At 73.8% G+C, this 23,649-nt stretch carries 18 protein-coding genes; 13 read left to right on the plus strand and 5 right to left on the minus strand.

Going from position 1 to position 23,649, the window contains the following annotated elements; translation table 11 throughout:
- The first annotated feature begins 310 nt into the window (after window positions 1–310).
- The 3 genes from ACFWTC_RS04400 to ACFWTC_RS04410 all read left to right on the plus strand — a co-directional run bounded on the left by ACFWTC_RS04400 (window position 311) and on the right by ACFWTC_RS04410 (window position 4,701).
- Complete coding sequence (locus ACFWTC_RS04400) at window positions 311–1,417, plus strand: NAD(P)H-dependent flavin oxidoreductase (RefSeq protein WP_383932776.1); 1,107 nt, start codon at window positions 311–313, stop codon at window positions 1,415–1,417.
- Between the two features lie 39 nt (window positions 1,418–1,456).
- Entirely contained in the window at window positions 1,457–3,013 is a 1,557-nt protein-coding gene (locus tag ACFWTC_RS04405) for an acyl-CoA synthetase (protein ID WP_383932774.1), read from the plus strand.
- A gap of 548 nt (window positions 3,014–3,561) precedes the next feature.
- Entirely contained in the window at window positions 3,562–4,701 is a 1,140-nt protein-coding gene (locus tag ACFWTC_RS04410) for a calcium:proton antiporter (protein WP_383932772.1), read from the plus strand.
- 145 nt (window positions 4,702–4,846) lie between these two features.
- Here ACFWTC_RS04410 and ACFWTC_RS04415 read toward each other — a convergent pair whose 3' ends face one another.
- From ACFWTC_RS04415 to paaK, 3 genes are all read right to left on the minus strand, one after another.
- The gene (locus ACFWTC_RS04415) at window positions 4,847–7,294 is read right to left on the minus strand and encodes a penicillin acylase family protein (RefSeq protein WP_384026358.1); all 2,448 of its coding nucleotides are present in this window, start codon (window positions 7,292–7,294) and stop codon (window positions 4,847–4,849) included.
- A gap of 191 nt (window positions 7,295–7,485) precedes the next feature.
- Entirely contained in the window at window positions 7,486–8,340 is an 855-nt protein-coding gene (locus ACFWTC_RS04420) for a YhjD/YihY/BrkB family envelope integrity protein (protein ID WP_383932768.1), read from the minus strand.
- A gap of 393 nt (window positions 8,341–8,733) precedes the next feature.
- Window positions 8,734–10,035, minus strand: coding sequence for a phenylacetate--CoA ligase PaaK (paaK, locus tag ACFWTC_RS04425; RefSeq protein ID WP_384026356.1), 1,302 nt, complete (start codon window positions 10,033–10,035; stop codon window positions 8,734–8,736).
- Window positions 10,036–10,300: 265 nt separating this feature from the next.
- Here paaK and ACFWTC_RS04430 point away from each other — a divergent pair, with 265 nt between their 5' ends.
- Together ACFWTC_RS04430 and ACFWTC_RS04435 are read left to right on the plus strand one after the other, a co-directional pair.
- Window positions 10,301–10,516 carry a hypothetical protein gene (locus ACFWTC_RS04430; RefSeq protein ID WP_383925157.1) on the plus strand — a complete coding sequence of 72 codons (216 nt, stop codon included), beginning with the start codon at window positions 10,301–10,303 and terminating at the stop codon, window positions 10,514–10,516.
- 61 nt (window positions 10,517–10,577) lie between these two features.
- Window positions 10,578–11,084: a CAP domain-containing protein gene (locus tag ACFWTC_RS04435; protein ID WP_383925160.1), complete on the plus strand. Its 507-nt coding sequence runs from the start codon at window positions 10,578–10,580 to the stop codon at window positions 11,082–11,084.
- A gap of 141 nt (window positions 11,085–11,225) precedes the next feature.
- On the opposite strand, the gene ACFWTC_RS04440 is transcribed toward ACFWTC_RS04435, so the two are convergent.
- Complete coding sequence (locus ACFWTC_RS04440; RefSeq protein ID WP_384026353.1) at window positions 11,226–12,863, minus strand: acyl-CoA synthetase; 1,638 nt, start codon at window positions 12,861–12,863, stop codon at window positions 11,226–11,228.
- A 187-nt stretch (window positions 12,864–13,050) separates the two neighbouring features.
- Between ACFWTC_RS04440 and ACFWTC_RS04445 the strand changes: the two genes are divergently transcribed.
- The 5 genes from ACFWTC_RS04445 to ACFWTC_RS04465 all read left to right on the plus strand — a co-directional run bounded on the left by ACFWTC_RS04445 (window position 13,051) and on the right by ACFWTC_RS04465 (window position 18,006).
- Complete coding sequence (locus tag ACFWTC_RS04445) at window positions 13,051–13,851, plus strand: crotonase/enoyl-CoA hydratase family protein (protein ID WP_384026350.1); 801 nt, start codon at window positions 13,051–13,053, stop codon at window positions 13,849–13,851.
- Window positions 13,852–14,428: 577 nt separating this feature from the next.
- The gene (locus ACFWTC_RS04450; protein WP_384026347.1) at window positions 14,429–15,397 is read left to right on the plus strand and encodes a Zn-ribbon domain-containing OB-fold protein; all 969 of its coding nucleotides are present in this window, start codon (window positions 14,429–14,431) and stop codon (window positions 15,395–15,397) included.
- Window positions 15,397–16,464 (plus strand): thiolase domain-containing protein, encoded by a 1,068-nt coding sequence (locus tag ACFWTC_RS04455; RefSeq protein WP_384026345.1) that lies wholly within the window; start codon window positions 15,397–15,399, stop codon window positions 16,462–16,464. The genes ACFWTC_RS04450 and ACFWTC_RS04455 overlap by 1 nt, the downstream gene beginning before the upstream one ends.
- Window positions 16,461–17,645 (plus strand): thiolase domain-containing protein, encoded by a 1,185-nt coding sequence (locus ACFWTC_RS04460; protein WP_383925174.1) that lies wholly within the window; start codon window positions 16,461–16,463, stop codon window positions 17,643–17,645. Before ACFWTC_RS04455 ends, ACFWTC_RS04460 begins: the two co-directional genes overlap by 4 nt.
- 121 nt (window positions 17,646–17,766) lie before the next feature.
- Window positions 17,767–18,006 carry a DUF397 domain-containing protein gene (locus ACFWTC_RS04465; protein ID WP_383925176.1) on the plus strand — a complete coding sequence of 80 codons (240 nt, stop codon included), beginning with the start codon at window positions 17,767–17,769 and terminating at the stop codon, window positions 18,004–18,006.
- Between the two features lie 110 nt (window positions 18,007–18,116).
- Here ACFWTC_RS04465 and ACFWTC_RS04470 read toward each other — a convergent pair whose 3' ends face one another.
- Complete coding sequence (locus ACFWTC_RS04470; RefSeq protein WP_384026342.1) at window positions 18,117–19,307, minus strand: low temperature requirement protein A; 1,191 nt, start codon at window positions 19,305–19,307, stop codon at window positions 18,117–18,119.
- Between the two features lie 26 nt (window positions 19,308–19,333).
- Between ACFWTC_RS04470 and ACFWTC_RS04475 the strand changes: the two genes are divergently transcribed.
- The 3 genes from ACFWTC_RS04475 (at window position 19,334) to ACFWTC_RS04485 (ending at window position 23,647) form a co-directional block, all read left to right on the plus strand.
- Entirely contained in the window at window positions 19,334–19,744 is a 411-nt protein-coding gene (locus ACFWTC_RS04475) for an ACT domain-containing protein (protein WP_383925181.1), read from the plus strand.
- A 160-nt stretch (window positions 19,745–19,904) separates the two neighbouring features.
- Complete coding sequence (locus tag ACFWTC_RS04480) at window positions 19,905–22,760, plus strand: ATP-binding protein (RefSeq protein WP_384074041.1); 2,856 nt, start codon at window positions 19,905–19,907, stop codon at window positions 22,758–22,760.
- Between the two features lie 386 nt (window positions 22,761–23,146).
- Window positions 23,147–23,647: a hypothetical protein gene (locus ACFWTC_RS04485; RefSeq protein WP_266911468.1), complete on the plus strand. Its 501-nt coding sequence runs from the start codon at window positions 23,147–23,149 to the stop codon at window positions 23,645–23,647.
- The last annotated feature ends 2 nt before the right edge of the window (window positions 23,648–23,649 follow it).

Consider the following 23,649-nt stretch of genomic DNA (forward strand, 5'->3'; position numbering starts at 1 on the left):
TGTTCGGTCGTACCTTCCCGGACGGTCCCGGGTGCCTGTGCCGGCCCGCACGGGTGGACCGCCCCGCGGCCGGTTCCGGCCGGCCTGCCCCCCGCCGTCGCCGCGGCCGAACCGGCCGCCGGCCGGTTCGGTCGGCCCGTCTCGTCCCCCGTACCGCCCATGTCCGGCCTCCTGTTCGTGGCTGCGCCGCACGCTAGTGGGTATCTGCCCGCCCGCCGCCCAACCTCCGCACCGACCAGCCCCCAAAGAATCTGACACTGCATCAGAAAATCTCTTCCCTCGGATGCCGGGCTGCGGCATCCTGCCGCCCATGGAGACGGAGCTGAGCAAGAAACTGGGAGTCGAGCACGCGATCTTCGGCTTCACTCCCTTCCCGGCGGTCGCCGCCGCCATCACCCGCGCGGGCGGCTTCGGCGTGCTCGGCGCGGTGCGGTACACCGCGCCCGACGACCTCAGGCGCGATCTCGACTGGATGCAGGCGCACACCGACGGCAAGCCCTACGGCCTCGACGTGGTGATGCCCGCCAAGAAGGCCGTCGACGGCATCAGCGAGGCCGACATCGAGGCGATGATCCCGGCCGGGCACCGCCAGTTCGTCCGCGACACCCTCGCCAAGCACCACGTGCCCGAGCTCGCCGAGGGCGAGGCCTCCGGCTGGCGGATCACCGGCTGGATGGAACAGGTCGCCCGCAACCAGCTCGACGTCGCCTTCGACTACCCCATCAAACTCCTGGCGAACGCCCTCGGGTCCCCGCCCGCCGACGTCATCGCCCGCGCCCACGACCACGGCGTCCTCGTCGCCGCCCTCGCCGGCAGCGCCAAACACGCCCGGCGCCACGCCGAGGCCGGCATCGACGTCGTAGTCGCCCAGGGCTACGAGGCCGGCGGGCACACAGGTGACATCGCCACCATGGTCCTGGTCCCCGAGATCGTCGAGGCCGTCGCGCCCCTCCCGGTCCTCGCCGCCGGCGGCATCGGCAGCGGCGGGCAGATCGCCGCCGGACTCGCCCTCGGCGCCCAGGGCGCGTGGCTCGGCTCGCTCTGGCTCACCACCACCGAGGCCGACCTCCACTCGCGGGCCCTCACCGAGAAGCTCCTCGCCGCCGGCTCCGGCGACACCGTCCGCTCCCGCGCCCTGACCGGCAAGCCCGCCCGTCAGCTGCGTACCGAGTGGACCGACGCCTGGGACGACCCGGAGGGGCCGGGCGCCCTGCCCATGCCGTTGCAGGGCCTGCTCGTCGCCGAGGCCGTCTCGCGCATCCAGAAGTACGAGGTCCAGCCGCTGCTGGGCACCCCCGTCGGCCAGATCGTCGGCCGGATGAACAGCGAGCGCAGCGTCCAGGCCGTCTTCGACGAGCTCACCAGCGGTTTCGAGCAGGCCATCGACCGGATCACCCGCATCGCCGGCCGCGCCTGAGCGGGCGGCCGCACCGGACCCAGAGGAGCGAGCAGCAGCATGACCGACAAGCAGCCCCCCAACGGCTTCTGGGCCCAGGCCGCCGCCGACCCGGAGCGCACCGTCCTGGTGACCCCCGAGGGCGGGGAGTGGTCCGCGGGCCGCCTGCACGCGGACGTCAACCGTCTCGTCCACGGCCTGCGCGCCGCCGGGCTGGAAGAGGGGGACGTCTTCGCCGTCGTCCTCCCCAACGGCGTCGAGTTCGTCACCGCCTACCTCGCCGCCGCCCAGGCCGGCTTCTACCTCGTGCCCGTCAACCACCACCTCGTCGGCCCCGAGATCGCCTGGATCGTCTCCGACTCCGGCGCCAAGGTCCTCATCGCCCACGAGCGCTTCGCGGACGCCGCCACCGCCGCGGCCGACGAGGCCGCCCTGCCGACGGGCCGGCGGTACGCCGTCGGCGCCGTCGACGGCTTCCGGCCGTACGCCGAACTCCTCGGCGGGCAGCCCGCAACGCCCCCGGAGGGGCGCACCCTCGGCTGGGTCATGAACTACACCTCGGGCACCACCGGCCGGCCCCGCGGCATCCGCCGACCGCTGCCCGGCAAGCTCCCGGAGGCGACGTACCTCGGCGGTTTCCTCGGCATCTTCGGCATCCGGCCCTTCGACGGAAACGTCCACCTGGTGTGCTCGCCGCTCTACCACACGGCCGTCCTGCAGTTCGCGGGCGCCGCCCTGCACATCGGGCACCCGCTGGTCCTGATGGACCGGTGGACCCCGCAGGAGATGCTGCGCCTGATCGACCAGCACGCCTGCACGCACACGCACATGGTCCCGACGCAGTTCCACCGGCTCCTCGCGCTCCCGCAGGACACGAAGGACGCGTACGACGTCTCCTCGATGCGGCACGCCATCCACGGGGCGGCGCCCTGCCCCGACCACGTCAAGCGGGCCATGATCGACTGGTGGGGCCGGTGCGTGGAGGAGTACTACGCGGCGAGCGAGGGCGGCGGCGCCTTCGCCACGGCCGAGGACTGGCTGAAGAAGCCGGGAACCGTGGGCAAGGCCTGGCCCATCAGCGAACTCGCCGTCTTCGACGACGACGGCAACCGGCTCCCGCCGGGCGAACTGGGCACCGTCTACATCAAGATGAACACCGGCGGATTCAGCTATCACAAGGACGAGGGCAAGACGAAGAAGAACCGCATCGGGGACTTCTTCACGGTCGGCGACCTCGGGCTGATGGACGAGGAGGGCTACCTGTTCCTCCGCGACCGCAAGATCGACATGATCATCTCGGGCGGGGTGAACATCTACCCGGCCGAGATCGAGTCCGCCCTGCTCACCCACCCGGCCGTCGCGGACGCCGCCGCCTTCGGCATCCCCCACGCCGACTGGGGCGAGGAGGTCAAGGCCGTCATCGAGCCCGCCGAGGGCTTCGAGGCCGGTGACGCGCTCGCCGCGGAGATCCTGCACCACTGCGAACGCCAACTGGCAGGCTACAAACGCCCCAAGACGGTCGACTTCATCGAGACGATGCCGCGCGATCCGAACGGCAAGCTCTACAAGCGCCGTCTGCGTGAACCGTACTGGGAGGGCCACGACCGGGCGATGTGACGCGGGGTTCGCGCGCGGGCGTACGGGAGCGTGCGGGAACGTACCGGTTGACGGCGCCGTAGGCCGCGGCCGCCGCGATGTTCTGCGGGCCGCCGCCGACCCCGGTCAGGTGGACGTTCACGGGTCCTACGGAGGCGGCAGCGGCGGCGGGAGCGGCCGATCCGGCGGCAGGCGCGGCTCCGGCCGGTGCGGAGACGGTCACGGACGTCGCCGGTGCGGCGGTCAGGGCGAGGAGGGCGGTGCGCAAGCGGGATGTGCGGCGCACAGCGGAACTCCTGGACGTCGGCCCGGCGCCGGTGGACGGCCGAGGAGTGAGGAGACATCGCATACCGCCCGATCGGCGGCAACATCGGCATTCCATCCGCTACCGGCCGCCCGGTGCCCGCCGTTCTCCGGCCGAACCCGGCGGCGGACCTCGGCTGCCGACGCGCGGCGACGGCCGGCCGTCGCGCCGCCGCGCCCGGCATTTTCGTGAGAATGCCCACGTCAGCCTCTTGGAAGCGCGCCCTTCGCCGCACCCGGGGAACGGTTCTGGCAGCTTTGCTGACATGAGTACGGCAACGCACAGTTCCCCCCTGACCGACTGGACCGTCGTGGTCCCCGTGGTGGCGTTGATCGCGCTTGCCTTCAGCTGGGGACGCGATCTGCCCTCACTCGCGGTGGTCCTGGTCTCTCTCTGCCTCGCGGGCGCGGTGCTGGCGGCCGTCCACCACGCCGAGGTCGTCGCCCTCCGGGTCGGTGAACCCTTCGGGTCCCTCGTCCTCGCCGTCGCCGTAACCGTCATCGAAGTGGCGCTCATCGTCACCCTGATGGCCGACGGCGGGCCCAAGACCTCATCCCTCGCCCGCGACACCGTCTTCGCCGCCGTCATGATCACGTGCAACGGCATCGTCGGCCTGTCGCTGCTGGTCGGCGCCCTGCGCAACCGCGTGGCCGTCTTCAACGCCGAGGGGTCCGGTGCGGCCCTCGCCACCGTCACGACCCTCGCCGTGCTCAGTCTCGTCCTGCCGACCTTCACGACCAGCAAGCCCGGACCCGAGTTCTCCACCGCCCAGCTGACCTTCGCCGCCTTCGCCTCGCTCTCCCTCTACGGTCTGTTCATCGCCGTCCAGACGGTCCGTCACCGGGACTACTTCCTGCCCGTGGACACCAAGCGGCTCCGCAAGGAGGCGGCGCAGGCCGCCGCCGCGGCAGCCGCGGGGGAGGACGACGATCACGCCGAGCCACCCAGCTCCCGGGCCGCCCTGATCAGCCTCGGCCTGCTGCTGGTCGCCCTGGTCGCGGTCGTCGGCAACGCCAAGGCCGTCTCCCCGACCATCGAACGGGGCGTGGAGAGCGCCGGCCTGCCCAATGCCGTCGTCGGTGTGATCATCGCGCTGCTCGTGCTGCTGCCCGAGACCCTGGCCGCGGTCCGCGCCGCCCGCCGCGACCGCGTGCAGACCAGCCTCAACCTCGCCTACGGCTCCGCCATCGCCAGCATCGGTCTGACCATTCCGGCCATCGCCCTGGCCTCGGTCTGGCTGTCCGGACCGCTGATGCTCGGCCTCGGGCCGATCCACATGGTCCTGCTCGCGCTGACCGTCGTGGTCAGCGCCCTGACCATCGTCCCGGGCCGCGCCACCCTGCTCCAGGGCGGCGTCCACCTGGTGCTGTTCGCGGGCTTCCTGTTCCTCGCGGTCAGCCCGTAGCCCTCGGTACGTCGGCGGTCGGGCGCCTGCCGTCAGCTGCCGCCCGTTCCCCCTGTTCCCCCTCGTCTCCCGGCCCGGCGGAGGCCCTCGCGTCCACGCGAGGTGCCTCCGCCGGGCCGGGTCAGGGGGTCATGGGGTCACAGGGTCACCGGCGCTCGCGCGGCCACACCACCTTCAGCCGCGGCGAGGCGAGGATGTCCCGCTCGCAGAACCGCGAGGTCACCCAGCGTTCCTGCGAGAACAGCCTGGTCTGGTCCGCGGAGTGCGGGGAGTCCGGGTTGGAGGACTGGCCGTACGTCAGCAGGGTGCGGGCCACCGGGCAGCGGCCGCCGTCCCAGCCGACCGCCTGGATGTGGCTGGAACCGTGCAGGACCTCGGGGTAGCCGCCGGCGGCCGCGTTCCACGGCGCCTCGATCTTGTTCCAGACGCCGAGTGCCTCGGTGCCGCCGCCCACGGGCAGCTTCTGCCCGCCGCGGACCACGAACTGGTGCGCGCCCAGCGGGGAGTCCAGCGCGATCCCCGCCGCCCGCAGCTCGGCGACGGCGTCCGCGAGGGCCCGTCCGAGCCCGGGCGCCGCCTGGTTGAGCGTGCGCGGCGTGCGGACCGGATCGGCCGCCGAGAACGGCACCAGCCACAGGTCCCTGGCCGCCGTCGTCGCCGTCAGCTTCCGCCAGAACCGGTCGAAGAGCAGCGCGCCCCGGCTGGAGCTGTCCGTCGTACGGTCCCAGCCCGCCAGCACCGTGCAGGCCGCCGACACATCCACCGGGGAGCCGTCGCTGCCCGTCGCCGAGCCGCCGGGCAGCGCCGCGCAGGCCTTCGCCGCGTCGGCGGCCGCCAGGTCACCGGCCGGAACCCGGTTCGCGTACTGCTGCTTCTGCAGGTCGGCCACGGTCAGCCGGCCCTTCGCCGCCATCGCGGACACGTCCTCGACCGCGCCCCGGGTCCGGAGCGAGCGCGGGGTGGAGACGTTGCCCCAGACGCGCTCGTAGCCGGTCAGCGGACGATCCGCGTTGGCGAGCCACGCGCTGTCGTTGGAGTTCTCGGCGTACGGGGCGTCGCGCAGCGTCGGCGCCCGGCCCGGACCGAACACGCCCGGCTGCACCGCGTCGGGGTCCGAGCCCGGCGCGCAGTCGCCGCGCGAGCCGTCCAGCACCGCCAGGCCCGAGGCCGGGTACGTGGCCTGCCCGATCGGTGTCGAGCAGCGGGCCGCGAGCTCGTCGGTGATCCGGGGGAGCACCTGGGACTGGGTGAAGAGGGTGCCGCCCGCGGAGTCCGCGGCCACGGTGTTGACCCACGGGAGGCCCTGGGTGCGCTTCAGGGCGTCCTGGATCCCGGCCACCGAGCGGGCCCGGCCCATCGTGAGCGCGGTGTCGGAGCCGCGCAGGTTCGCCGCGTTGGGGTCGTTCAGCGCGAACGCCGTCCCGGCCGTCCAGGGCAGCGGCAGGCCCGCGCCGAGGTTCGACACCACCGGGCCGTAGCGGGTCCACCACTGGCCGCGGGTGACCGGCTCGCCGCCCGTGACCGGGACGGTGACGGTCCGCCGGGTCATCTTCTCGGGCTTCCCGTCGACCAGGTAGGCGGTCGGGTCGGCGGGGTCCAGGGTGAGCTGGTGCAGGTTGATCGGGGTGCCGGTGGCCACCGTGTGGCTCCAGGCGACCTTCTCGTTGAAGCCGATGTTGACCACGGCGGTGCCCAGCAGGGAACCGCCCGAGACGTTCAGCTCGCCGGGGATGGTCTGCTGGGACTGCCAGAAGCGCCGCCCGCCCTGCCAGGGGTAGTGCGGGTTGCCGAGCAGCAGCCCGCTGCCGCTCTTCGTGGTGGAGCCGGCGAAGGCCACCGCGTTGGAACCCATGTCGTAGCGGGTGGTGTCGAAGAACGCCCTCGCCGCCTCGGCGGCGGCGGCCGGGTCCGGCCCCTGCGGCGCGGCGGCGAGGCCGCCGGCGGCGGAACCCGGCGGCTGCGCGGAGGTGATGCCGTTCACGGCACGCCCCTGGCCGCCGAGGACCGAGACGGCGAAGCCGCGGGCCGCCACGTCGGTGGCCGTGACCGGGCGGACCCAGCCGGCGCCCTTGCACGCGCGGTCGCCGACCTCGTTCTGGGCGAGCCAGGCGTTGTACCCGGCGGCCCAGCCGCGCATCAGCTCCTTCAGGTCCCGGCTGGGCCCGGCCGGTGCGGGCGTGGCCAGGAGCTTCTCGACCGTGCCGGATTCCCGTACGCCCTTGAAGTACAGGTCGCTGGAGAGGTTGTCGGTGGCGGAGGAGAGGGATCCGTCGGGCGCCGCGGCGGGGCCGAACCAGCGCGAGCGCTCCCCGGCGACGGTCACGAACCCGTCGGCGAGCACGCACACCTGGTCGGCCGCCTGCGCCCAGCCGGTGCCGAAGCCGAGGTGGGCGTAATCGCGGGCGAGGATGTGCGGGATGCCGTTCTCGGTGTAGCGGATGACGGCGTTCAGGCCGCCGCCGGACGGGCCGGTGTCCGTGGCGGCCGCCGCGGACCGGGGTAACGCGAGCGTCGTGGCGAGCAGTGCGAATCCGGCCAGTGCGACCCGGCGCAGCGGCGGCCGGGTGCGGCGAGTGCCATCGTATGAGCGCAACGTACCTCCCAAGTGGCCTGCGAACGGGCTTGGTTGCCCCTGATGCAGGCGGTGCGTCCGTGCACCCACACTCATTCAGGTACGCCGATGATCTGTCAACGTCCCGTTTGGTATCCCGGGCGGTGACCTCGGACGTACGGGGGACGCGCGTCGGGGCGCGGCCGTGCCGCGGACCCGGTGGCCGGGGGTGGTCAGACCGCTGTGACGCCCGGGGCGGGCGGGCCCTCGGAGGGGAGGACCCCGTCGCGGCGGAGGCGGCGCAGGGTGAGGTGCTCGTGGAGGAGGCGGCCGACGAGCGCGCCGCCGTAGACCACGAAACCCACGCCGACCAGCCAGGACTGGACGACCAGCAGGGTGCCGAACGGGCCGTAGGTCACGGCGTTCGAGGCGATCAGGGGGGAGAACACCAGCTGGGAGAAGACCCGCAGCCCCAGCAGGCCGACGCTGGTCGCCACCGCCCCCGGTACCAGGGCGCGCCAGCGGACCCGGCCGCCGAGTAGGAGCCGCTGCGAGAGGACGAAGAACAGGCAGGTTCCGGAGAGGTCGCCCAAGGTGCCGAGGAGGGTGCCGAAGGCGTCGTCCGAGGGGGCGGGGATGACCACCAGCAGCGCGAGGTAGCAGACGAGCATGGCGAGCCAGATGACGTGCCGCCACATCGTGTGCCAGCGGGCGGTCGGTACGTCCCAGACCTTCTCGTACCCGGTCTGCACGGCCGAGCCGAACGTCAGGCCGAAGACGGCGAGCGCGGCGAGGCCGAAGGCCGTGGTGCGTTCCAGCGCCAGGTCCGCCGCGCCGAACACCATCTCGACCCGGGCCCGTGAGGACTCCGCGACCCCCAGGGCCTGGCCGAGCCAGCGGCCGAAGCCCGAGCCGCTGCCGGGTGCGGCGGCCGCGACGACCACCAGCAGCGGCACCAGGGTGAGGAACCCGAGGGCCGCGAAGCCCATCGCCCGGTGCATGAGCTCGATCTCCCGGCCGCGGCTCCACGCCAGGCCGGCCTGGGAGCCCTGGAGCCGGTCGTAGAGCCGCCGGAGGATCGAGGTCACGCCTCATGCCCTACCCGCGGGGGCCCGCCCGCTCCCGGAAGCCCGCCGGGAATGGACCCGAAGGGGTGGTTTCGACCGCCCGGAGGCGGAACCGGAGGCGGGGCGCCGCCGTAGCGGCGCGGGGGTGCGGCCCGGAGACGCGGAGGCCCGGCCCGAGGCGCCGGCGCGCGGCCCGGCGGCCCAGCCCAGGAAGCGTGGCCGGTGGCCCGGCGGCCCGCCCCGGGAAGCGGCTCGACGGCTCGACCGGGGGCACGGGGGATCGGGGGATCGGGAGGCGTGGCCGGCGGCCGTGCCCCTGTCCGGCGGTCCCGTGCCGTGTCCGGTGGTCCCGTCCCGCACACCGGCGTCGGGTGCCCCGGCCCCCGGCCCCGGCCCCGGGGTCCCGGCGAGGGGCTAGCCGGCGCCGCGGAGGTCCACCAGCCGCTTGATCTTCCCCACCGACCGCTCCAGGGTCTCCGGCTCGACCACCTCGACCCGTACCGAGACCCCGATGCCCTCCTTCACGGCCCGCGCCACAGCGGCGGCCGCGGCCTCCCGCTGTCCGGCCCCCGCCTCCCGGCGCGCCTCGACCCGTACGGTCAGGGCGTCCATCCGGCCCTCCCGCGTCAGCCGCAGCTGGAAGTGCGGGGCCAGGGCGGGCGTCCGCAGCAGGATCTCCTCGACCTGGGTCGGGTACAGGTTCACCCCGCGCAGGATGATCATGTCGTCGGTGCGGCCGGTGACCTTCTCCATCCGCCGGAACGCCGGCCGGGCGGTCCCGGGCAGCAGCCGCGTCAGGTCCCGGGTGCGGTAGCGGATGACGGGCATGGCCTCCTTGGTCAGGGAGGTGAACACCAGTTCGCCCGGCTCGCCCTCCGGCAGTACCGCGCCGGTGAGCGGATCGACGACCTCCGGGTAGAAGTGGTCCTCCCAGACGTGCAGCCCGTCCTTGGTCTCCACGCACTCCTGCGCCACGCCCGGGCCCATGACCTCGGACAGGCCGTAGATGTCGACCGCGTCGATGTCGAGCCGCTCCTCTATCTCCCGGCGCATCTCCTCGGTCCACGGCTCCGCGCCGAAAATGCCGGTCCTGAGGGAGGTGGAGCGCGGATCGATGCCCTGGCGCTCCATCTCCTCCAGCAGGGTGAGCATGTAGGAAGGGGTGACCATGATCACCTCGGGGCGGAAGTCCTGGATCAGCCTGACCTGGCGATCCGTCATCCCGCCCGAGGCGGGCACGACCGTACAGCCCAGCCGCTCGGCGCCGTAGTGCGCGCCGAGGCCTCCGGTGAACAGCCCGTAGCCGTAGGCGATGTGGACGATCTGGCCGGGTCTGCCGCCCGCCGCGCGCAGGGACCGGGCGACCACGTCGGCCCAGGTGGCCAGGTCCCCGTCGGTGTAGCCGACGACGGTGGGGCGTCCGGTGGTGCCGCTGGAGGCGTGGATCCGGCGGACGTCCGGACGCGGTACGGCGAACATTCCGAAGGGGTACTGGTCGCGGAGGTCGGTCTTGGCGGTGAAGGGGAAGTGGGCGAGGTCCGTGAGCGAGCGGCAGTCGTCCGGATGCACCCCGGCCTTGTCGAAGGCCTGACGGTAGAAGGGCACCCGGTCGTAGGCCCGGTGCAAGGTCGCGCGCAGCCGTTTCAGCTGGAGCGCGGCCAGCTCGTCGCGGCTGAGCCGCTCGCCCTCGTCGTGGAGATCCGCGTACGCCGTCATGCCGTCACCTCATCCGAAACCAACCGACCGATCATTCGGTACATTGCCGGACCCCGCCGGGTAAATCAATGACTCGAACGAGTGAGCGTCTCTTCTGGGGGGCCGTATCGGCGGTCTTCATCCGGTCTTGGTTCGGTCGTAGGCCGGTCTTCGACCGCTCCGCGGCCGGTGTACGGGCGGTCCCCGTCCCGGGCGGCGGGCCACCCGGGACGGGCGTACGGTCGAAGGAGAGCCCCGCGGCCGTGCGGCGAAGGGAGCGGCGGTCATGTCGGTAGTCGATCCCGCCGTATCTGTACGCCTGAGCGCCTCCGGAGCCCGGCGCCTGCTCGGCATGCTGGCCGAGGTCGCGCAGCTGTTGGAGGATCCCGGCCCGCTGCGTCTGACCGAGGCGCAGGCCGAGCTGCTGGGCCAGGGCACGGACCGCCGGGAGCTGGCCGAATGGTGCCGCTCCCTGGCCGCCGAACTGAGGGCCGGCCTGTAGCCGCCGGCCACGCGCAGGACAACGGGGCGCACTCCACTGCCGCCTACCCCGAGGGAACGTCATGAAGACCCGGTCCCACCGCATACGCCGCATCGCCGTGGCCGCCTGCACGGCCCCCCTGCTGCTCGCCGGAGCCGGCGCCGCCGGCGCGGTCACCACGGCCGCGTACCCCGCGGCCCAGGGCGTCGTCCAACAGGCCAGCGCGAGCGAGATCCTCTCGCTCGTGAACGCCGAGCGCGAGAAGGCCGGCTGTCAGCCGCTCGCGGAGAACGCGCAGCTCACCCAGGCCGCTCAGGCCCACGCGGAGGACATGGCCAAGAACAATCTGACCGGACACACCGGGTCGGACGGCTCCACCGTGCCGCAGCGGATCGAGAAGGCCGGCTACACCTGGGGCTCCTGGGGCGAGAACGTCTCCGGGCCCGGATACGACACCGCCAAGGCCCATGTCGACGGCTGGCTGAACAGCGCCCCGCACAAGGCCGACATGCTGAGGTGCAGCTACACGGAGACCGGCGTCGCGGTGTCCGGCGACCGTGCGGTCCAGGTCTTCGCGACTCCGCGCTAGCCGCCGCAGCACCAGCACCAGCACCCGCAGCACCGTCCCACCACCGCAGGCGCAACCGTCGTCGCCCGGGTCGACCGGTCGTCCACCGGCCGACCCGGGCGCGTCGTGTCCTGACGCCCGCCCTGCAGGGTGCGGACCCGCCTACCCCGCGGGTGCGGAATCCGCTTCCGTCGCCATCGACTTGGCCCACCGGTAGTCCGCCTTGCCGCTGGGCGAGCGCTGGATGGCGGGGGCGATGACCAGCTGGCGCGGGATCTTGTACCCCGCCAGCCTCGTGCGGCAGTGGCTCTGGATCTCGTCAAGGGTCGGCTTCGGCGCACCCGCCCGGACCTGGACCACCGCGGCCACGTGGCTGCCCCACGTCGGATCGGAGACGCCCGCGACCAGGGCGTCGTACACGTCCGGATGGGACTTCAGCGCCTGCTCGACCTCCTCCGGATAGACCTTCTCGCCGCCCGTGTTGATGCACTGCGAGCCGCGCCCGAGGACCGTCACGATGCCGGCCTCGTCCACGGTCGCCATGTCGCCGAGCAGCACCCAGCGTTCGGCGCCCTTCCGGAAGAAGGTCTCGGCGGTCTTCGCCGGGTCGTTGTAGTAGCCCAGCGGGACGTGCCCGCGCTGGGCCAGCCGCCCCGGCACGCCCACCGGGACCGGCTCGTAGGTCACCGGATCGACCACCCGGGTCCGCTCGTTGACCTCCAGCCGGAAGCCCTTCTCCGGGCCCGAGTCGTCCGTGGCCCGGCCGTTCGACCCGGACTCGGACGAGCCGAAGTTGTTCAGGAGCATCACGTTCGGGACCAGCCGCTGGAACTCGGCGCGCACGGTCTCCGACATGATCGCGCCGGACGAGGAGACGCTGAACAGCGAGGACAGGTCCGTGCCCTTCAGCGGGCCGTTCAGGGCGTCGATCAGGGGCCTGAGCATCGCGTCGCCCACCAGCGACACGCTGGAGACCTTCTCCTTCTCGATGGTGCGGAGCACCTCCTCCGGCGCGTACTTGCGGTGGATGATCACCCGCTGGCCGTAGTTGAAGGCGATGAACGAGGTCAGGGTGGACGTGCCGTGCATCAGCGGGGGAGCCGGGAAGAAGGTGAGCCCGGCGCCGCGCGCGGCCACCCGCTCGGCCAGCTCCTCCGGCCGCTTCACCGGCTCGCCCGTCGGCTCGCCGCCGAACAGGCCCGCGAAGAACAGGTCCTCCGCGCGCCACATCACGCCCTTGGGCATTCCGGTCGTGCCGCCCGTGTAGATGATGAAGAGGTCGTCGGCGCTGCGGGCCGGGAATCCGCGCGCGGGTGATCCGGACGCCTCGGCGTCCCCGTACGCCACCGGGGCGATCGACGGCTCCGGGGCGCCCTCGGGGGCCTCGCCCACCCGGATCAGGTGGCGGAGCCCCGTCGTCTGGGGCAGCGCGGCCGCGACCCGTGCGGTGAACTCGCCCTCGAAGACGAGGGCGGCGAGGTCCGCGTCGTTGTAGAGGTAGACCAGCTCCTCTTCCACGTAGCGGTAGTTGACGTTCACCGGTACCAGCCGGGCCTTCAGGCAGGCCAGTACGGTCTGCAGGTACTCGACCCCGTTGTACAGGTGCAGGCCCAGGTGCTCGCCGGCCGTCAGCCCGCTGTCCAGCAGGTGGTGCGCGATGCGGTTCGCCGCCGCGTCCAGCTCCGCGTACGTGAGGCGGCGCTCGGCGCCGGTCCCCGGGTGGTCCACGTACACGAGGGCCTCGCGGTCCGGGACCACGTCCACGACCGACTCGAACAGGTCGGCAAGGTTGTACTCCACCGTTCCTCCTGACCCTGACAGCGCCCATGGCCGGACCCATGGCTGGTCTGCTCGGCGGTCATTAGAGCGCCGCCCAGCGCAACTGGGAAGGGAGCCGCCCAAGAAAACTGACAGAGTGTCAGAAAACTATTGAACTGCACCGGCCCTTACTGCAACCTGTTCTAGGTCTTGAGACGGGAGGACGGCAATGGGTGGGACAGAACACCTGACCGTGGATCGCCACGGCGCCACGCTGGTGCTCACCATGAACAGGCCCGAGGCGAAGAACGCGCTCTCGCTGCCGCTGCTGGTGGGGCTGTACGACGGATGGCTGGAGGCCGACGCCGACGACGGGATCCGCTCGGTCGTGCTGACGGGGGCCGGCGGCGACTTCTGCGCCGGCATGGACCTCAAGGCGCTCGCCGGGAAGGGCATGGCGGGCGACCAGTACCGGGACCGCCTGCGGGCCGATCCCGACCTGCACTGGAAGGCCATGCTCCGCCACCACCGGCCGCGCAAACCGGTCATCGCGGCGGTGGAGGGCTACTGCGTGGCCGGCGGGACCGAGATCCTGCAGGGCACCGACATCCGGGTAGCGGGCGAGGGCGCCACCTTCGGCCTCTTCGAGGTCAAGCGGGGACTCTTCCCCATCGGCGGTTCCACGGTGCGGCTGCCCCGCCAGATCCCGCGTACGCACGCCCTGGAGATGCTGCTGACGGGGCGCCCGTACGCGCCGGCCGAGGCCGCGCGGATCGGTCTCGTCGGGCGGGTGGTGCCGGACGGCACGGCGCTGGAGACGGCGCTGGAGATCGCAGAACGGATCAACGCGTGCGGGCCGTTGGCGGTCGAGGCGGTGAAGGCCTCCGTGTACGAGACCGCCGAGATGACCGAGCGGGAGGGCCTGGCGGCCGAACTGCTCCGGGGGTGGCCGGTCTTCGACACGGCGGACGCCAAGGAGGGGGCGCGGGCCTTCGCGGAGAAGCGGCCCGCGGTGTACCGCCGCGAGTAACCGGGGCCCCGCCGCTTCGCTCCCGCTACGGGTTCGCTCCCGTTTCCCGGCCCGCGCCCGCACCCGGGCTCGTCGGGGCGGCGCCCCGGACTCCTCCCGGCTCGGCCGGGGCCGCCGGGCTCCGAGCCCGGACCCGCCTCGATCCCCGCCGGGGGCTCAAGACCGGGGCTCCGCCCCGGACCCCGCGCCTCAAACGCCGGCGGGGCTGGATGTGTGGCTCCGCGTCTCGCACGTCTGCGGGCTGGATGTGTGGTCCTGCGTCTCGTACACCGGCGAGGCCGGATGCGTGGTCCTGCGTCTCGTACACCTGCGGGGCTGGATGTGTGGCTCCGCGTCGCGCACGTCTGCGGGCTGGATGTGTGGTCCTGGGTCTCGTACGCCGATGGGGCCGGATGTGTGGTCCCGCGTCTCCGGCGCCGGGTGGCGGGGGCCGGTGTGGCCCCCGCCACCCGGGCGCCGGCCGGGACCGGGACCGGACCCGGCCCCGGGGCGCACCGGGGCGGGGGGCCGGCCGCCCGGCCGAGGTTCGTGTTCGTCGTCCGTCCGTACCGGAACAACCGCATCGGAGTTGCCAGCCATGACAGCCGCCTCCCCACCCGACCTGCTCCGCGCGCCCCTCGTCGTCGAGTTCCCCTTCACCCGGTCCCTCGGGCCCGTCCAGAGCGCCTTCCTCACCGGCCTGCGCGAAGGCGTCGTGCTCGGGGTGCGGACCTCCGACGGCAAGGTGATGGTCCCGCCGACCGAGTACGACCCCGTCACCGCCGAGGAGATCCGCGACCTCGTCGAGGTGGCCCCCACCGGCACCGTCACCACCTGGGCCTGGAACCACGCCCCCCGCCCGAACCAGCCCCTCGCCACCCCCTTCGCCTGGGTCCTCGTCACCCTCGACGGCGCGGACACCGCGCTCCTGCACGCCCTCGACGCCCCCGGCCCCGAAGCCGTGCGCACCGGCATGCGGGTACGGGTGCGGTGGGCCGCCGAGCGGATCGGCGCCATCACCGACATCGCCTGCTTCGAGCCCCACGCGGGCGCCGCGGGCGCCGCGGACGCCGCGGACGCCCCGCACGACGGGGTGTTCGCCGACGCCGTCACCGGCATCGTCGCCGAGGCCCGCCTGGACTACACGTACAGCCCGGGCCGCGCCCAGACCGCCTACATCAACGCCCTCGCCGAACGGAAGACCGTCGGCGAGCGCTGCCCCTCCTGCCACAAGGTCTACGTCCCGCCCCGCGGCGCCTGCCCCACCTGCGGGGTCGCGACCACCGACCACGTGGAGGTCGGTCCGGCCGGGACCGTCACCACGTACTGCATCGTCAACATCAAGGCCCGGGGCCTCGACATCGAAGTCCCCTACGTCTACGCCCACATCGCCCTCGACGGCGCCGGCCTCGCCCTCCACGGCCGGATCGGCGGGATCCCGTACGACCAGGTCCGCATGGGCCTGCGCGTCGAACCGGTGTGGACCGAAGGCGGCCGCCACCCCGACCACTACCGCCCCACCGGCGAGCCGGACGCGGACTACGACGCGTACAAGGAGCTCATCTGATGGCCAGGACGAGCAGGCACGCACGGGAAGTCGCCGTCGTCGCCTTCGCGCAGAGCGACCACCTGCGCCGCACCGACGAGCTCAGCGAAGTGGAAATGGTCATGCCGGTGCTCCACCAGGTCCTGGCCCAGACCGGGCTGAAGGCCGGCGAGATCGGCTTCACCTGCTCCGGCTCCAGCGACTACCTCGCCGGCCGGGCCTTCTCCTTCACGATGACCCTCGACGGGGTCGGCGCCTGGCCGCCGATCTCCGAGTCGCACGTCGAGATGGACGGCGCCTGGGCCCTGTACGAGGCCTGGGTGAAGATCCAGACCGGCGAGGCCGACACCGCGCTCGTCTACGGGTACGGGAAGTCCTCGCCCGGGTCGGTGCGCGACGTGCTCACCCGCCAGCTCGACCCGTACTACCTCGCCCCGCTCTGGCCCGACTCGGTGGCCCTCGCCGCCCTCCAGGCCCAGGCCCTCGTCGACGCGGGGGAGACCGACGAGGAGGCGCTGGCCGCCATCGGCGCCCGCAGCCGCGCCGACGCCAGCGCCAACCCGCACGCCCAGCTCACCGGGACCGTCCCCCGGGGCGACTACCTGGTGGCCCCGCTGCGCACCGGTGACTGCCCGCCCATCGGCGACGGCGCCGCCGCGGTGATCCTGGCCGCGGGCGACACGGCGCGCCGGCTGTGCGAGCGGCCCGCCTGGATCACCGGCATCGACCACCGCATCGAGGCCCACGGCCTGGGCCTGCGCGACCTCACCGACTCCCCGTCCACACGGATCGCCGCCGAGCAGGCGGGGGTCTTCGAGGGGCCCGTGGACACGGCCGAACTGCACGCGCCGTTCTCCTCTCAGGAGGTCGTGCTCCGCAAGGTCCTCGGCCTCGGCGACGGCGTGGCCGTCAACCCCTCCGGTGGCGCCCTCGCCGCCAACCCGGTCATGGCCGCCGGCCTGATCCGGATCGGCGAGGCTGCCGCCCGCATCCACCGCGGCGAGTCCGACCGGGCCGTCGCCCACGCGACCTCCGGCCCCTGCCTCCAGCAGAACCTGGTCGCCGTCCTGGAAGGGGACCCCCGTTGAGTACGACGAGCACGACGGGCAAGGAACCGGTGGCCGTCGTCGGGATCGGCCAGACCAAGCACGTGGCCGCCCGCCACGACGTCTCCATCGCCGGACTGGTCCGGGAGGCCGCCACCCGCGCCCTCGCGGACGCTGAGCTGACCTGGGCGGACATCGACGCGGTCGTCATCGGCAAGGCCCCCGACTTCTTCGAGGGGGTGATGATGCCGGAGCTGTACCTGGCGGACGCGCTCGGCGCGGTCGGCAAGCCCATGCTCCGCGTGCACACGGCCGGCTCCGTCGGCGGCTCCACCGCCCTCGTCGCCTCCAACCTGGTCGCGGCCCGCGTCCACCGGACGGTCCTGACCCTCGCCTTCGAGAAGCAGTCCGAATCCAACGCCATGTGGGGGCTGTCGCTGCCCGTCCCCTTCCAGCAGCCCCTGCTCGCCGGAGCCGGCGGCTTCTTCGCCCCGCACGTCCGCGCGTACATGCGGCGTACCGGCGCGCCGGACACCGTGGGCTCGCTGGTGGCGTACAAGGACCGCCGCAACGCGCTGAAGAACCCGTACGCGCACCTGCACGAGCACGACATCACCCTGGAGAAGGTCCAGGCCTCGCCGATGCTGTGGGACCCGATCCGGTACTCCGAGACCTGCCCCTCCTCGGACGGGGCCTGCGCGATGATCCTCACGGACCGTGCCGGTGCCGCCCGTTCGCCGAGGCCGCCGGCCTGGGTGCACGGCGGGGCGATGCGCAGCGAGCCCACGCTGTTCGCCGGGAAGGACTTCGTGTCCCCGCAGGCGGGCAAGGACTGCGCGGCGGACGTCTACCGGCAGGCGGGCGTCACCGACCCGCGCCGGGAGATCGACGCGGTCGAGATGTACGTGCCGTTCTCCTGGTACGAGCCGATGTGGCTGGAGAACCTCGGCTTCGCGGCCGAGGGCGAGGGCTGGAAGCTCACCGAGGCCGGGGTCACCGAGCTCGACGGCGACCTTCCCGTGAACCCGTCCGGCGGGGTCCTGTCCACCAACCCGATCGGCGCCTCCGGCATGATCCGCTTCGCGGAGGCGGCGCTGCAGGTGCGCGGACAGGCCGGGGAGCACCAGGTTCCCGACGCCCGCCGGGCGATCGGGCACGCGTACGGCGGCGGCGCGCAGTTCTTCGCGATGTGGCTGGTCGGAACGGAGGAACCGACCTCCTGAGCACGGCCGGAAGGCGCGCGGGGGGTGCCGTACCGGTCACGGGTGACGCACCGTGGCCTGTGCGGTACCCCACGCGGTGGATAACCTGGCCCCCGGACGACGTACCGGGAGGAGCACGCACGTGGCCGAGAGCATGACTTCGCAGCCCCTGGCCGGCTGGGGCAAGCCGGACCTCGATCTCACCGAGGCGCAGTGGCGGTCGACCAGCCGGGGAGCGGGTGACGTCCAGATCGCCTTCGTCGAGGGCTTCATCGCGATGCGCAACGGAGAACGCCCCGAGAGCCCCTCGCTGATCTTCGCGCCGGACGAGTGGCGCAAGTTCGTCCTGGACGCGCGGGGCGGGGAGTTCGACCTCACGTAGCGCCCCCGACCGTACGGACGCGGCGCACCACCGGGGCGCGAAGCCGCAGCCCCGGTGGTGCGCCGGCCGTCCCGGCCCCGCGAGCCCCCAGCCCCCCTGCTCCGGCAGGTCTACGAGGGCGCCCCCGCCGCCGCCCGGGAGGGCCGGGCCCGCTCCACCAGGAGCGGCCACCGCAGCGCCAGGACCAGCAGCCACACCAGCCCCGCCGGACGCCAGCCGCCCGCCGCCGCGCCCAGCGCCGCGACCACCGCCAGTGCCGGGCCCACCAGGAGCAGCGAGCGGCCCGCACCGCGCCCCGAGCACAGCGCCGCCACCCCCGCGATCAGCAGGTACAGCGCGAGGCTCCCGCACAGCAGCCACCGCACCGCGTCCGGGACCGCGCCCTCCGCGTCGGCCACCGAGTCGCCGAGCGCGGCCGCGAGCGCCGCCACCGAGCCGGCCGTGAAGCAGTGCAGCGGCAGGACCAGGCGCACCGGGAGGGCGTCCACCGCCAGCAGCGGCACCCCGAACGCCCCGTTGCGCAGCGACATCGACCACAGCTGGAGCAGCAGCACGAAGGCCCCGGTGCCGACCCCGTAGAGCGGCCAGTCCCACTCCGCCTCCGAGGCCGCGGACACCGTCTGGGCGATCGCCTCGCCCAGCACGATCAGCACGAAAAGGCCGAGCCGCTCACCGAGGTGCGGCGCGTCCATCCGCACCGCGACCGGCCGGGACACCGGCCGGTGCCGCCGAGCCGCCTCCTCCTCGTACCCGGCCTCCACACGGGCCGTCAGCTTCCCGTCGGACACCGAGAACATGACGACCAGGTCGATGGCCAGTCCCAGCGCCCAGAGCTCGAACCGCAGCGGCCCCTCGCACCACAGCGACACGATCCACGGCGCCAGCCCCAGTCCGACCTGGGTGAGCGGCAGCCCGGCCACGTACACCCCGCGCCGCCCCCACGCCTTGCCCGCCAGGGACCGCACCAGGATGTAGGCGAGCGCGAACGCCGTCGCCCGGTCCCCGCGCACGCCGTGCACCGCGGCCGCCATCACCGCCAGCCCGAACATCCCGGTCAGCACCGTCCGGACCCGGGCCTCGTCCCCGGTGACGTTCCCGTACACCGTGAACAGCATCCAGCCGGTCCAGAACGCCAGGAACATCACCGTGTACAGGCCGAGGTCGTCCCACCCGGGGCCGCCGTGCAGCAGGTGCGCCAGCTGGGCGACCCCCGCCACCGCCGTCAGGTCGAAGAACAGCTCCAGCCAGGAGGCGTGCCGCTCGCCGCGCACGCTCTCCGCCGGAGGCGTCGAATCGGTCATATCGGGATGATAGGTAGGGTGACGGCATGACTGGAGAGAGCGACCTGCGGAAACTGCTGAGCGGCATGCGCCCCGAACTGAACGAGGGGCACTACGTCTTCTGCACGATCCCCGCCACTGCCCCCGTCCCGGCCGGGATCACCCCCGTCGCCACCGTCCTGGAACCCGAGGGCCTCACGCTGGTGCTGCGCCGGGAGGACGCCGACGCGGCCGGCCTCGCCCACGACTACACGGCCGGCTGGATCACCCTGCGCGTCCACTCCGCCCTCGACGCCGTCGGCCTCACCGCCGCCTTCGCCGCGGAGCTCGGCGCACACGGTCTGAGCTGCAACGTCATCGCCGGCTACCACCACGACCACCTGTTCGTCGCCGCCGACCGGGCCGCCGAGGCCGTGGCCGTCCTGGAAGCCCTCGCGGCACGCTCCGCACAGGACTGACGGCCCTCCCGGCACGGGACGCGCACCACCGGCGCGCGAAGGTCCTTACACCCCCGGGACGAGCCGCGATACGAAGATCAGGTTCTTTTCCGGAGCAGGCTCCCTCCGGTTCCGCGCGGGCGTACGCTGAGGCCCCGAACAGGCCTGGGGGGTACCCGCCATGACGGAACGCCGGACCCGCACACGGCGCACGATGATCGAGCGCGAGGCCGAACTCGGCACCGCGGACGACGCACTGGACCAGCTCACCGGAGCCGGCCCGGCCGCCCGCGGCGCCCTGCTCGCCTTCTCCGGACCGGCCGGCCTCGGCAAGACCACCCTCCTGTCCGAACTGCGCCGCCGCGCCCGCGCCCGCTCCTGCACCGTGCTGTCCGCCCGCGGCGGCGAACAGGAGCAGAGCCAGCCCTTCCACGTCGCCCGCCAGCTCATCCAGCCCCAGCTGGCCGGGACCCCCGAGGAGGCGCTCCGCGCGGCCCTCGGCAGCTGGTACGCCATCGTCGGTCCGGCCCTCGGGCTGTGCGCCCCCGAACAGGGAGCCCCGCCCGACCCCCAGGGCCTGCGCGACGGCCTCGACTGGGTCCTGACCCACCTCGTGGTCCAGCGCGCCCCGGTCGTCCTGGTCCTCGACGACGCCCACTGGGCCGACCCCGAATCCCTCGGCTGGCTCGCCGCCTACGCACCGCGCGCCGAACACCTCCCGCTGCTCCTCGTCGTCGCCTACCGCCCCGACGAACTGCCCGCGCACGCCGACGCCTTCCGTACGACGCCCGGCCGCGCGGGACAGCGCCCCCTGGCCCTCGCACCGCTCACCCCGGCCGCCGTCACGGCACTGGTCCGCGAATCGCTCGGCGACCACGCCGAGGACGCGTTCTGCCGCGAGGCCTGGGTCGTCACCACCGGCAACCCCTTCGAAACAGTCGAACTCACCGCCAAGGTCCGGGAGAAGGGCCTGCTCCCGATCGAGGCCAACGCGCCGCTGCTGCGCGACCTCGCCGCCGCACAGCGCGGCAGCGGCCTCGTCGCCCGCCTGGAACGCCTCGGCCCCTCGACCGTCCGCTTCGCCTGGGCCTGCGCCGTCCTCGGCACCGACATCCCGGGCGAACTCGCCGCCCGCGTCGCCGCCCTCGGCACCGAGGAGGCCGTCGACGCCACCGGACGGCTGCGCGACGCCCGCATCCTGTCCGCCGCCGGCGAAGGACCCGACGCCGGCCTGGAGTTCGTCCACCCGCTCATCGCCACCGCCATCTACCGCGCCATCCCCGAAGCCCTCCGGGTCGCGCTGCACGGCAAGACCGCCGTCGCCGTCGTCGACGCCGGGCTCGGCTCCTCCGCTGCCGCCCGCCACCTCCTGGAGACCCACCCCGAGAACGACCCCTGGGTGGTGCGGACCCTGCGCCGGGCCGCCGCCGAGAACCTCCGCGCCGGCGCGCCGGAAGCCGCCCGCCGACAGCTCGCCCGCGCCCTGCGCGAACCCCCCGATTTCGAGGAGCGCGCCGCCGTCCTGTACGAACTCGGCTGCGCCTCCCTCCTCACCGAACCGGCCAACACCGTCAACCACCTCAGGGCCGCCCTCGACGAACCCTTCGACGACCCGGTCCTGCGCCAGGGCATCGTCGCCCGCCTCGCCCAGGTGCTCGCCCACAGCGACCACCTCTTCGAGGCCTCCGAACTGCTGGCCCGCGAGATCCCGCTGGCCCAGGACGCCCGCGCCCGGCTCCGCCTGCAGTCCGAGCAGTTCATGTGGGACGCGTTCAACGCCGCCGAACCCGACTCCCCGGCCCGCTCCCGGCGGCTGGCGAAACTCGCCGACCGGCTCACCGGCCGCGATCTCACCGAGCGGTACGTCATCGGGCTGCGCACCTGGGACGCCTGCCTGCGCGGCGAGCCCGTCGACGTGGTCCTGCACCACGCCGGACGGGTGCTGCGGGAGCCCTTCAGCTGGGCGTACGCCGACCGCGGCTTCGAGGTCCCGGTCCTCACCGCCATGGCCCACCTGTACGCCGACCGGCCCTGGAAGGCGGAGGAGCTCTTCGCCGCGGGCACCGCCGAGTTCGAACGGCAGGGCTGGCGCGGGGCGCACCTGTCCTTCGCCCAGAGCCTGCGCGGGTACATCCGCTACCGGCGCGGCCGGCTGGCCGAGGCCGAGGAGCTGTCCCGGGCCGGGCTGCGGCTCGCCGAGCGGGTGGGCCGCCGTACGCCCGTGCACTGGTACGCCATCGCCATCCTCGTCACCACCCTGCTCGCGCGCGGGAAGACCGACGAGGCATGGGAGCTGGCGCAGGAGCACGACTACGGCAAGCCCTTCCCTGCGGCGGTCGTCTTCCCCGACTCGCAGACCGTGTACGCGGAACTGCTCCTGGCCCGCGGAGACGCCCCGGCGGCCGTCATCGAGCTGGAGGCGGTGGACCGGCGGCTGACCCCGCGCGGCATCCAGAACCCCGCCTGGTGCCCGTGGCAGCTGCACCTGGCCCGCGCGGTGGCCGCCGACGACCCGGGACGGGCGCGCGACCTGGCCGCCGATGCGGTACGGGGGGCCCGCGCCTTCGGCGCCCCCTCGGGCATCGGACAGGCCCTGCGGGTGGCGGCGGAGGTCGCGGCCCCCGAGGACCGGCCGGAACTGCTGCGCGAGGCCGTGGCCGTGCTGTCGGCGTCCCCCGCCGGATACGAGCTGGCCCGCGCCCTCGCCGCCGCGGGCACCGAACTGCGCGACCGGGACCTGCTGACCCAGGCCGTCGTCACCGCCCGGGACTGCGCCGCCGACGGACTGGCCGCGGAGGCCGCCGGGACCCTGATCGGACTGGGCGGGGCCCTGCCGTGCGCGTCGTCCTGGCAGGACGAGCCGACGGAGGAGGAGCTCCGGGCGGCGGAGCTCGCCGCGGGGGAGGACGGGGCGGACCCCGGCCCCGACCGGATGCGGGCCCCCGACCCGGCACTGTCGGCGGCCTGCCGCAAGCTGGGCACGGACCGCGCCGGCCTGCGCGCCGCGCTGGACGCGCACACCCGCACCGCGGGCTGAGGACCCCGGGGCACGGGCACGGGTCACGGGTCACCGCCGGAGGCGCCGCCCTCCGTCTGCGGGAGCGCGCCCTCCCGCAGACCCGGCCGGGGCAGGGTGCCCCCGTGCGCCGGGGAGGCCACGGCGCCGGGGGCGGCCCCGGCCCGTACCCGGGACGCGTGCGCACCTGCCGGCCCCCGCGTCGGCCGGTCGGCTCCCGCCCCGGCCGGCGGCGCCCCGGCCGGCGGCGCCCGGGACGGTCCGGGTGCCGGCGCCGGGCCGCCGCCGGGGCGTCCTCCGGCCGGTGTTCCCGGCCCTTCCCGGCGGGCCGGGCGGGGTACGGGCTCCGGGCGGGCGGGATGGGGGCCCCGGGCCGGAAAACTCCTCCGGCCACGTACCATGGCGGCATGTCCTTCCTCCGCCGCCACCGCGCCGCCACACCCGCCGGCCCGGACTTCGACGTCCTGGCCATGGACCCGGGGGACTGGCCGGGCAATCTCGGGGCCGGGCTGCTGCCCGCGCCCGACGGCAGCTGTCAGGGTGTCTTCCTCCGCTACGACCTCTTCGGCGGACGCGGCCCCGCGATGATCATCGGCAACCTCCCCGAGGGTTCCCCCGCCCGGGACCTGTCCGAGGGCCAGGTCCCCTTCGAGGTGGCCCAGCTCCTCGACGCGCTGGAGAACGACGAGGACGTCGAGGTCACCGGCGCCGAGGACTGCCCCGTCATGCAGGGCGACAACCTCCTCATCGTCCGGAAGGTCAAGCTGTCGGAGTCCCGCATCTCCTGCGTGCAGTTCGACCGCAGCGACAACGTGCTGGTCACCATCGCCAGCTGGGACCGCCCGATCACCGATGACCTCTACGCCCTCCTGAAGCCGCTCCCCGCCGAGCTCTTCCAGCAGGGCTAGGC

The sequence above is a fragment of the Streptomyces sp. NPDC058619 genome (assembly GCF_042717785.1).
Classification (GTDB): Bacteria; Actinomycetota; Actinomycetes; order Streptomycetales; family Streptomycetaceae; genus Streptomyces.

What these genes read in the sequence shown, in the direction of transcription:
- ACFWTC_RS04405 (WP_383932774.1), top strand. Translation starts at nt 1,457, where the DNA reads ATGACCGACAAGCAGCCCCCCAACGGCTTCTGGGCCCAGGCCGCCGCC.
- ACFWTC_RS04485 (WP_266911468.1), top strand. Translation starts at nt 23,147, where the DNA reads ATGTCCTTCCTCCGCCGCCACCGCGCCGCCACACCCGCCGGCCCGGAC.
- ACFWTC_RS04430 (WP_383925157.1), top strand. Translation starts at nt 10,301, where the DNA reads ATGTCGGTAGTCGATCCCGCCGTATCTGTACGCCTGAGCGCCTCCGGA.
- ACFWTC_RS04455 (WP_384026345.1), top strand. Translation starts at nt 15,397, where the DNA reads ATGGCCAGGACGAGCAGGCACGCACGGGAAGTCGCCGTCGTCGCCTTC.
- ACFWTC_RS04400 (WP_383932776.1), top strand. Translation starts at nt 311, where the DNA reads ATGGAGACGGAGCTGAGCAAGAAACTGGGAGTCGAGCACGCGATCTTC.
- ACFWTC_RS04450 (WP_384026347.1), top strand. Translation starts at nt 14,429, where the DNA reads ATGACAGCCGCCTCCCCACCCGACCTGCTCCGCGCGCCCCTCGTCGTC.
- ACFWTC_RS04475 (WP_383925181.1), top strand. Translation starts at nt 19,334, where the DNA reads ATGACTGGAGAGAGCGACCTGCGGAAACTGCTGAGCGGCATGCGCCCC.
- ACFWTC_RS04445 (WP_384026350.1), top strand. Translation starts at nt 13,051, where the DNA reads ATGGGTGGGACAGAACACCTGACCGTGGATCGCCACGGCGCCACGCTG.
- ACFWTC_RS04410 (WP_383932772.1), top strand. Translation starts at nt 3,562, where the DNA reads ATGAGTACGGCAACGCACAGTTCCCCCCTGACCGACTGGACCGTCGTG.
- paaK (WP_384026356.1), bottom strand. Translation starts at nt 10,035, where the DNA reads ATGACGGCGTACGCGGATCTCCACGACGAGGGCGAGCGGCTCAGCCGC.
- ACFWTC_RS04470 (WP_384026342.1), bottom strand. Translation starts at nt 19,307, where the DNA reads ATGACCGATTCGACGCCTCCGGCGGAGAGCGTGCGCGGCGAGCGGCAC.
- ACFWTC_RS04435 (WP_383925160.1), top strand. Translation starts at nt 10,578, where the DNA reads ATGAAGACCCGGTCCCACCGCATACGCCGCATCGCCGTGGCCGCCTGC.
- ACFWTC_RS04480 (WP_384074041.1), top strand. Translation starts at nt 19,905, where the DNA reads ATGACGGAACGCCGGACCCGCACACGGCGCACGATGATCGAGCGCGAG.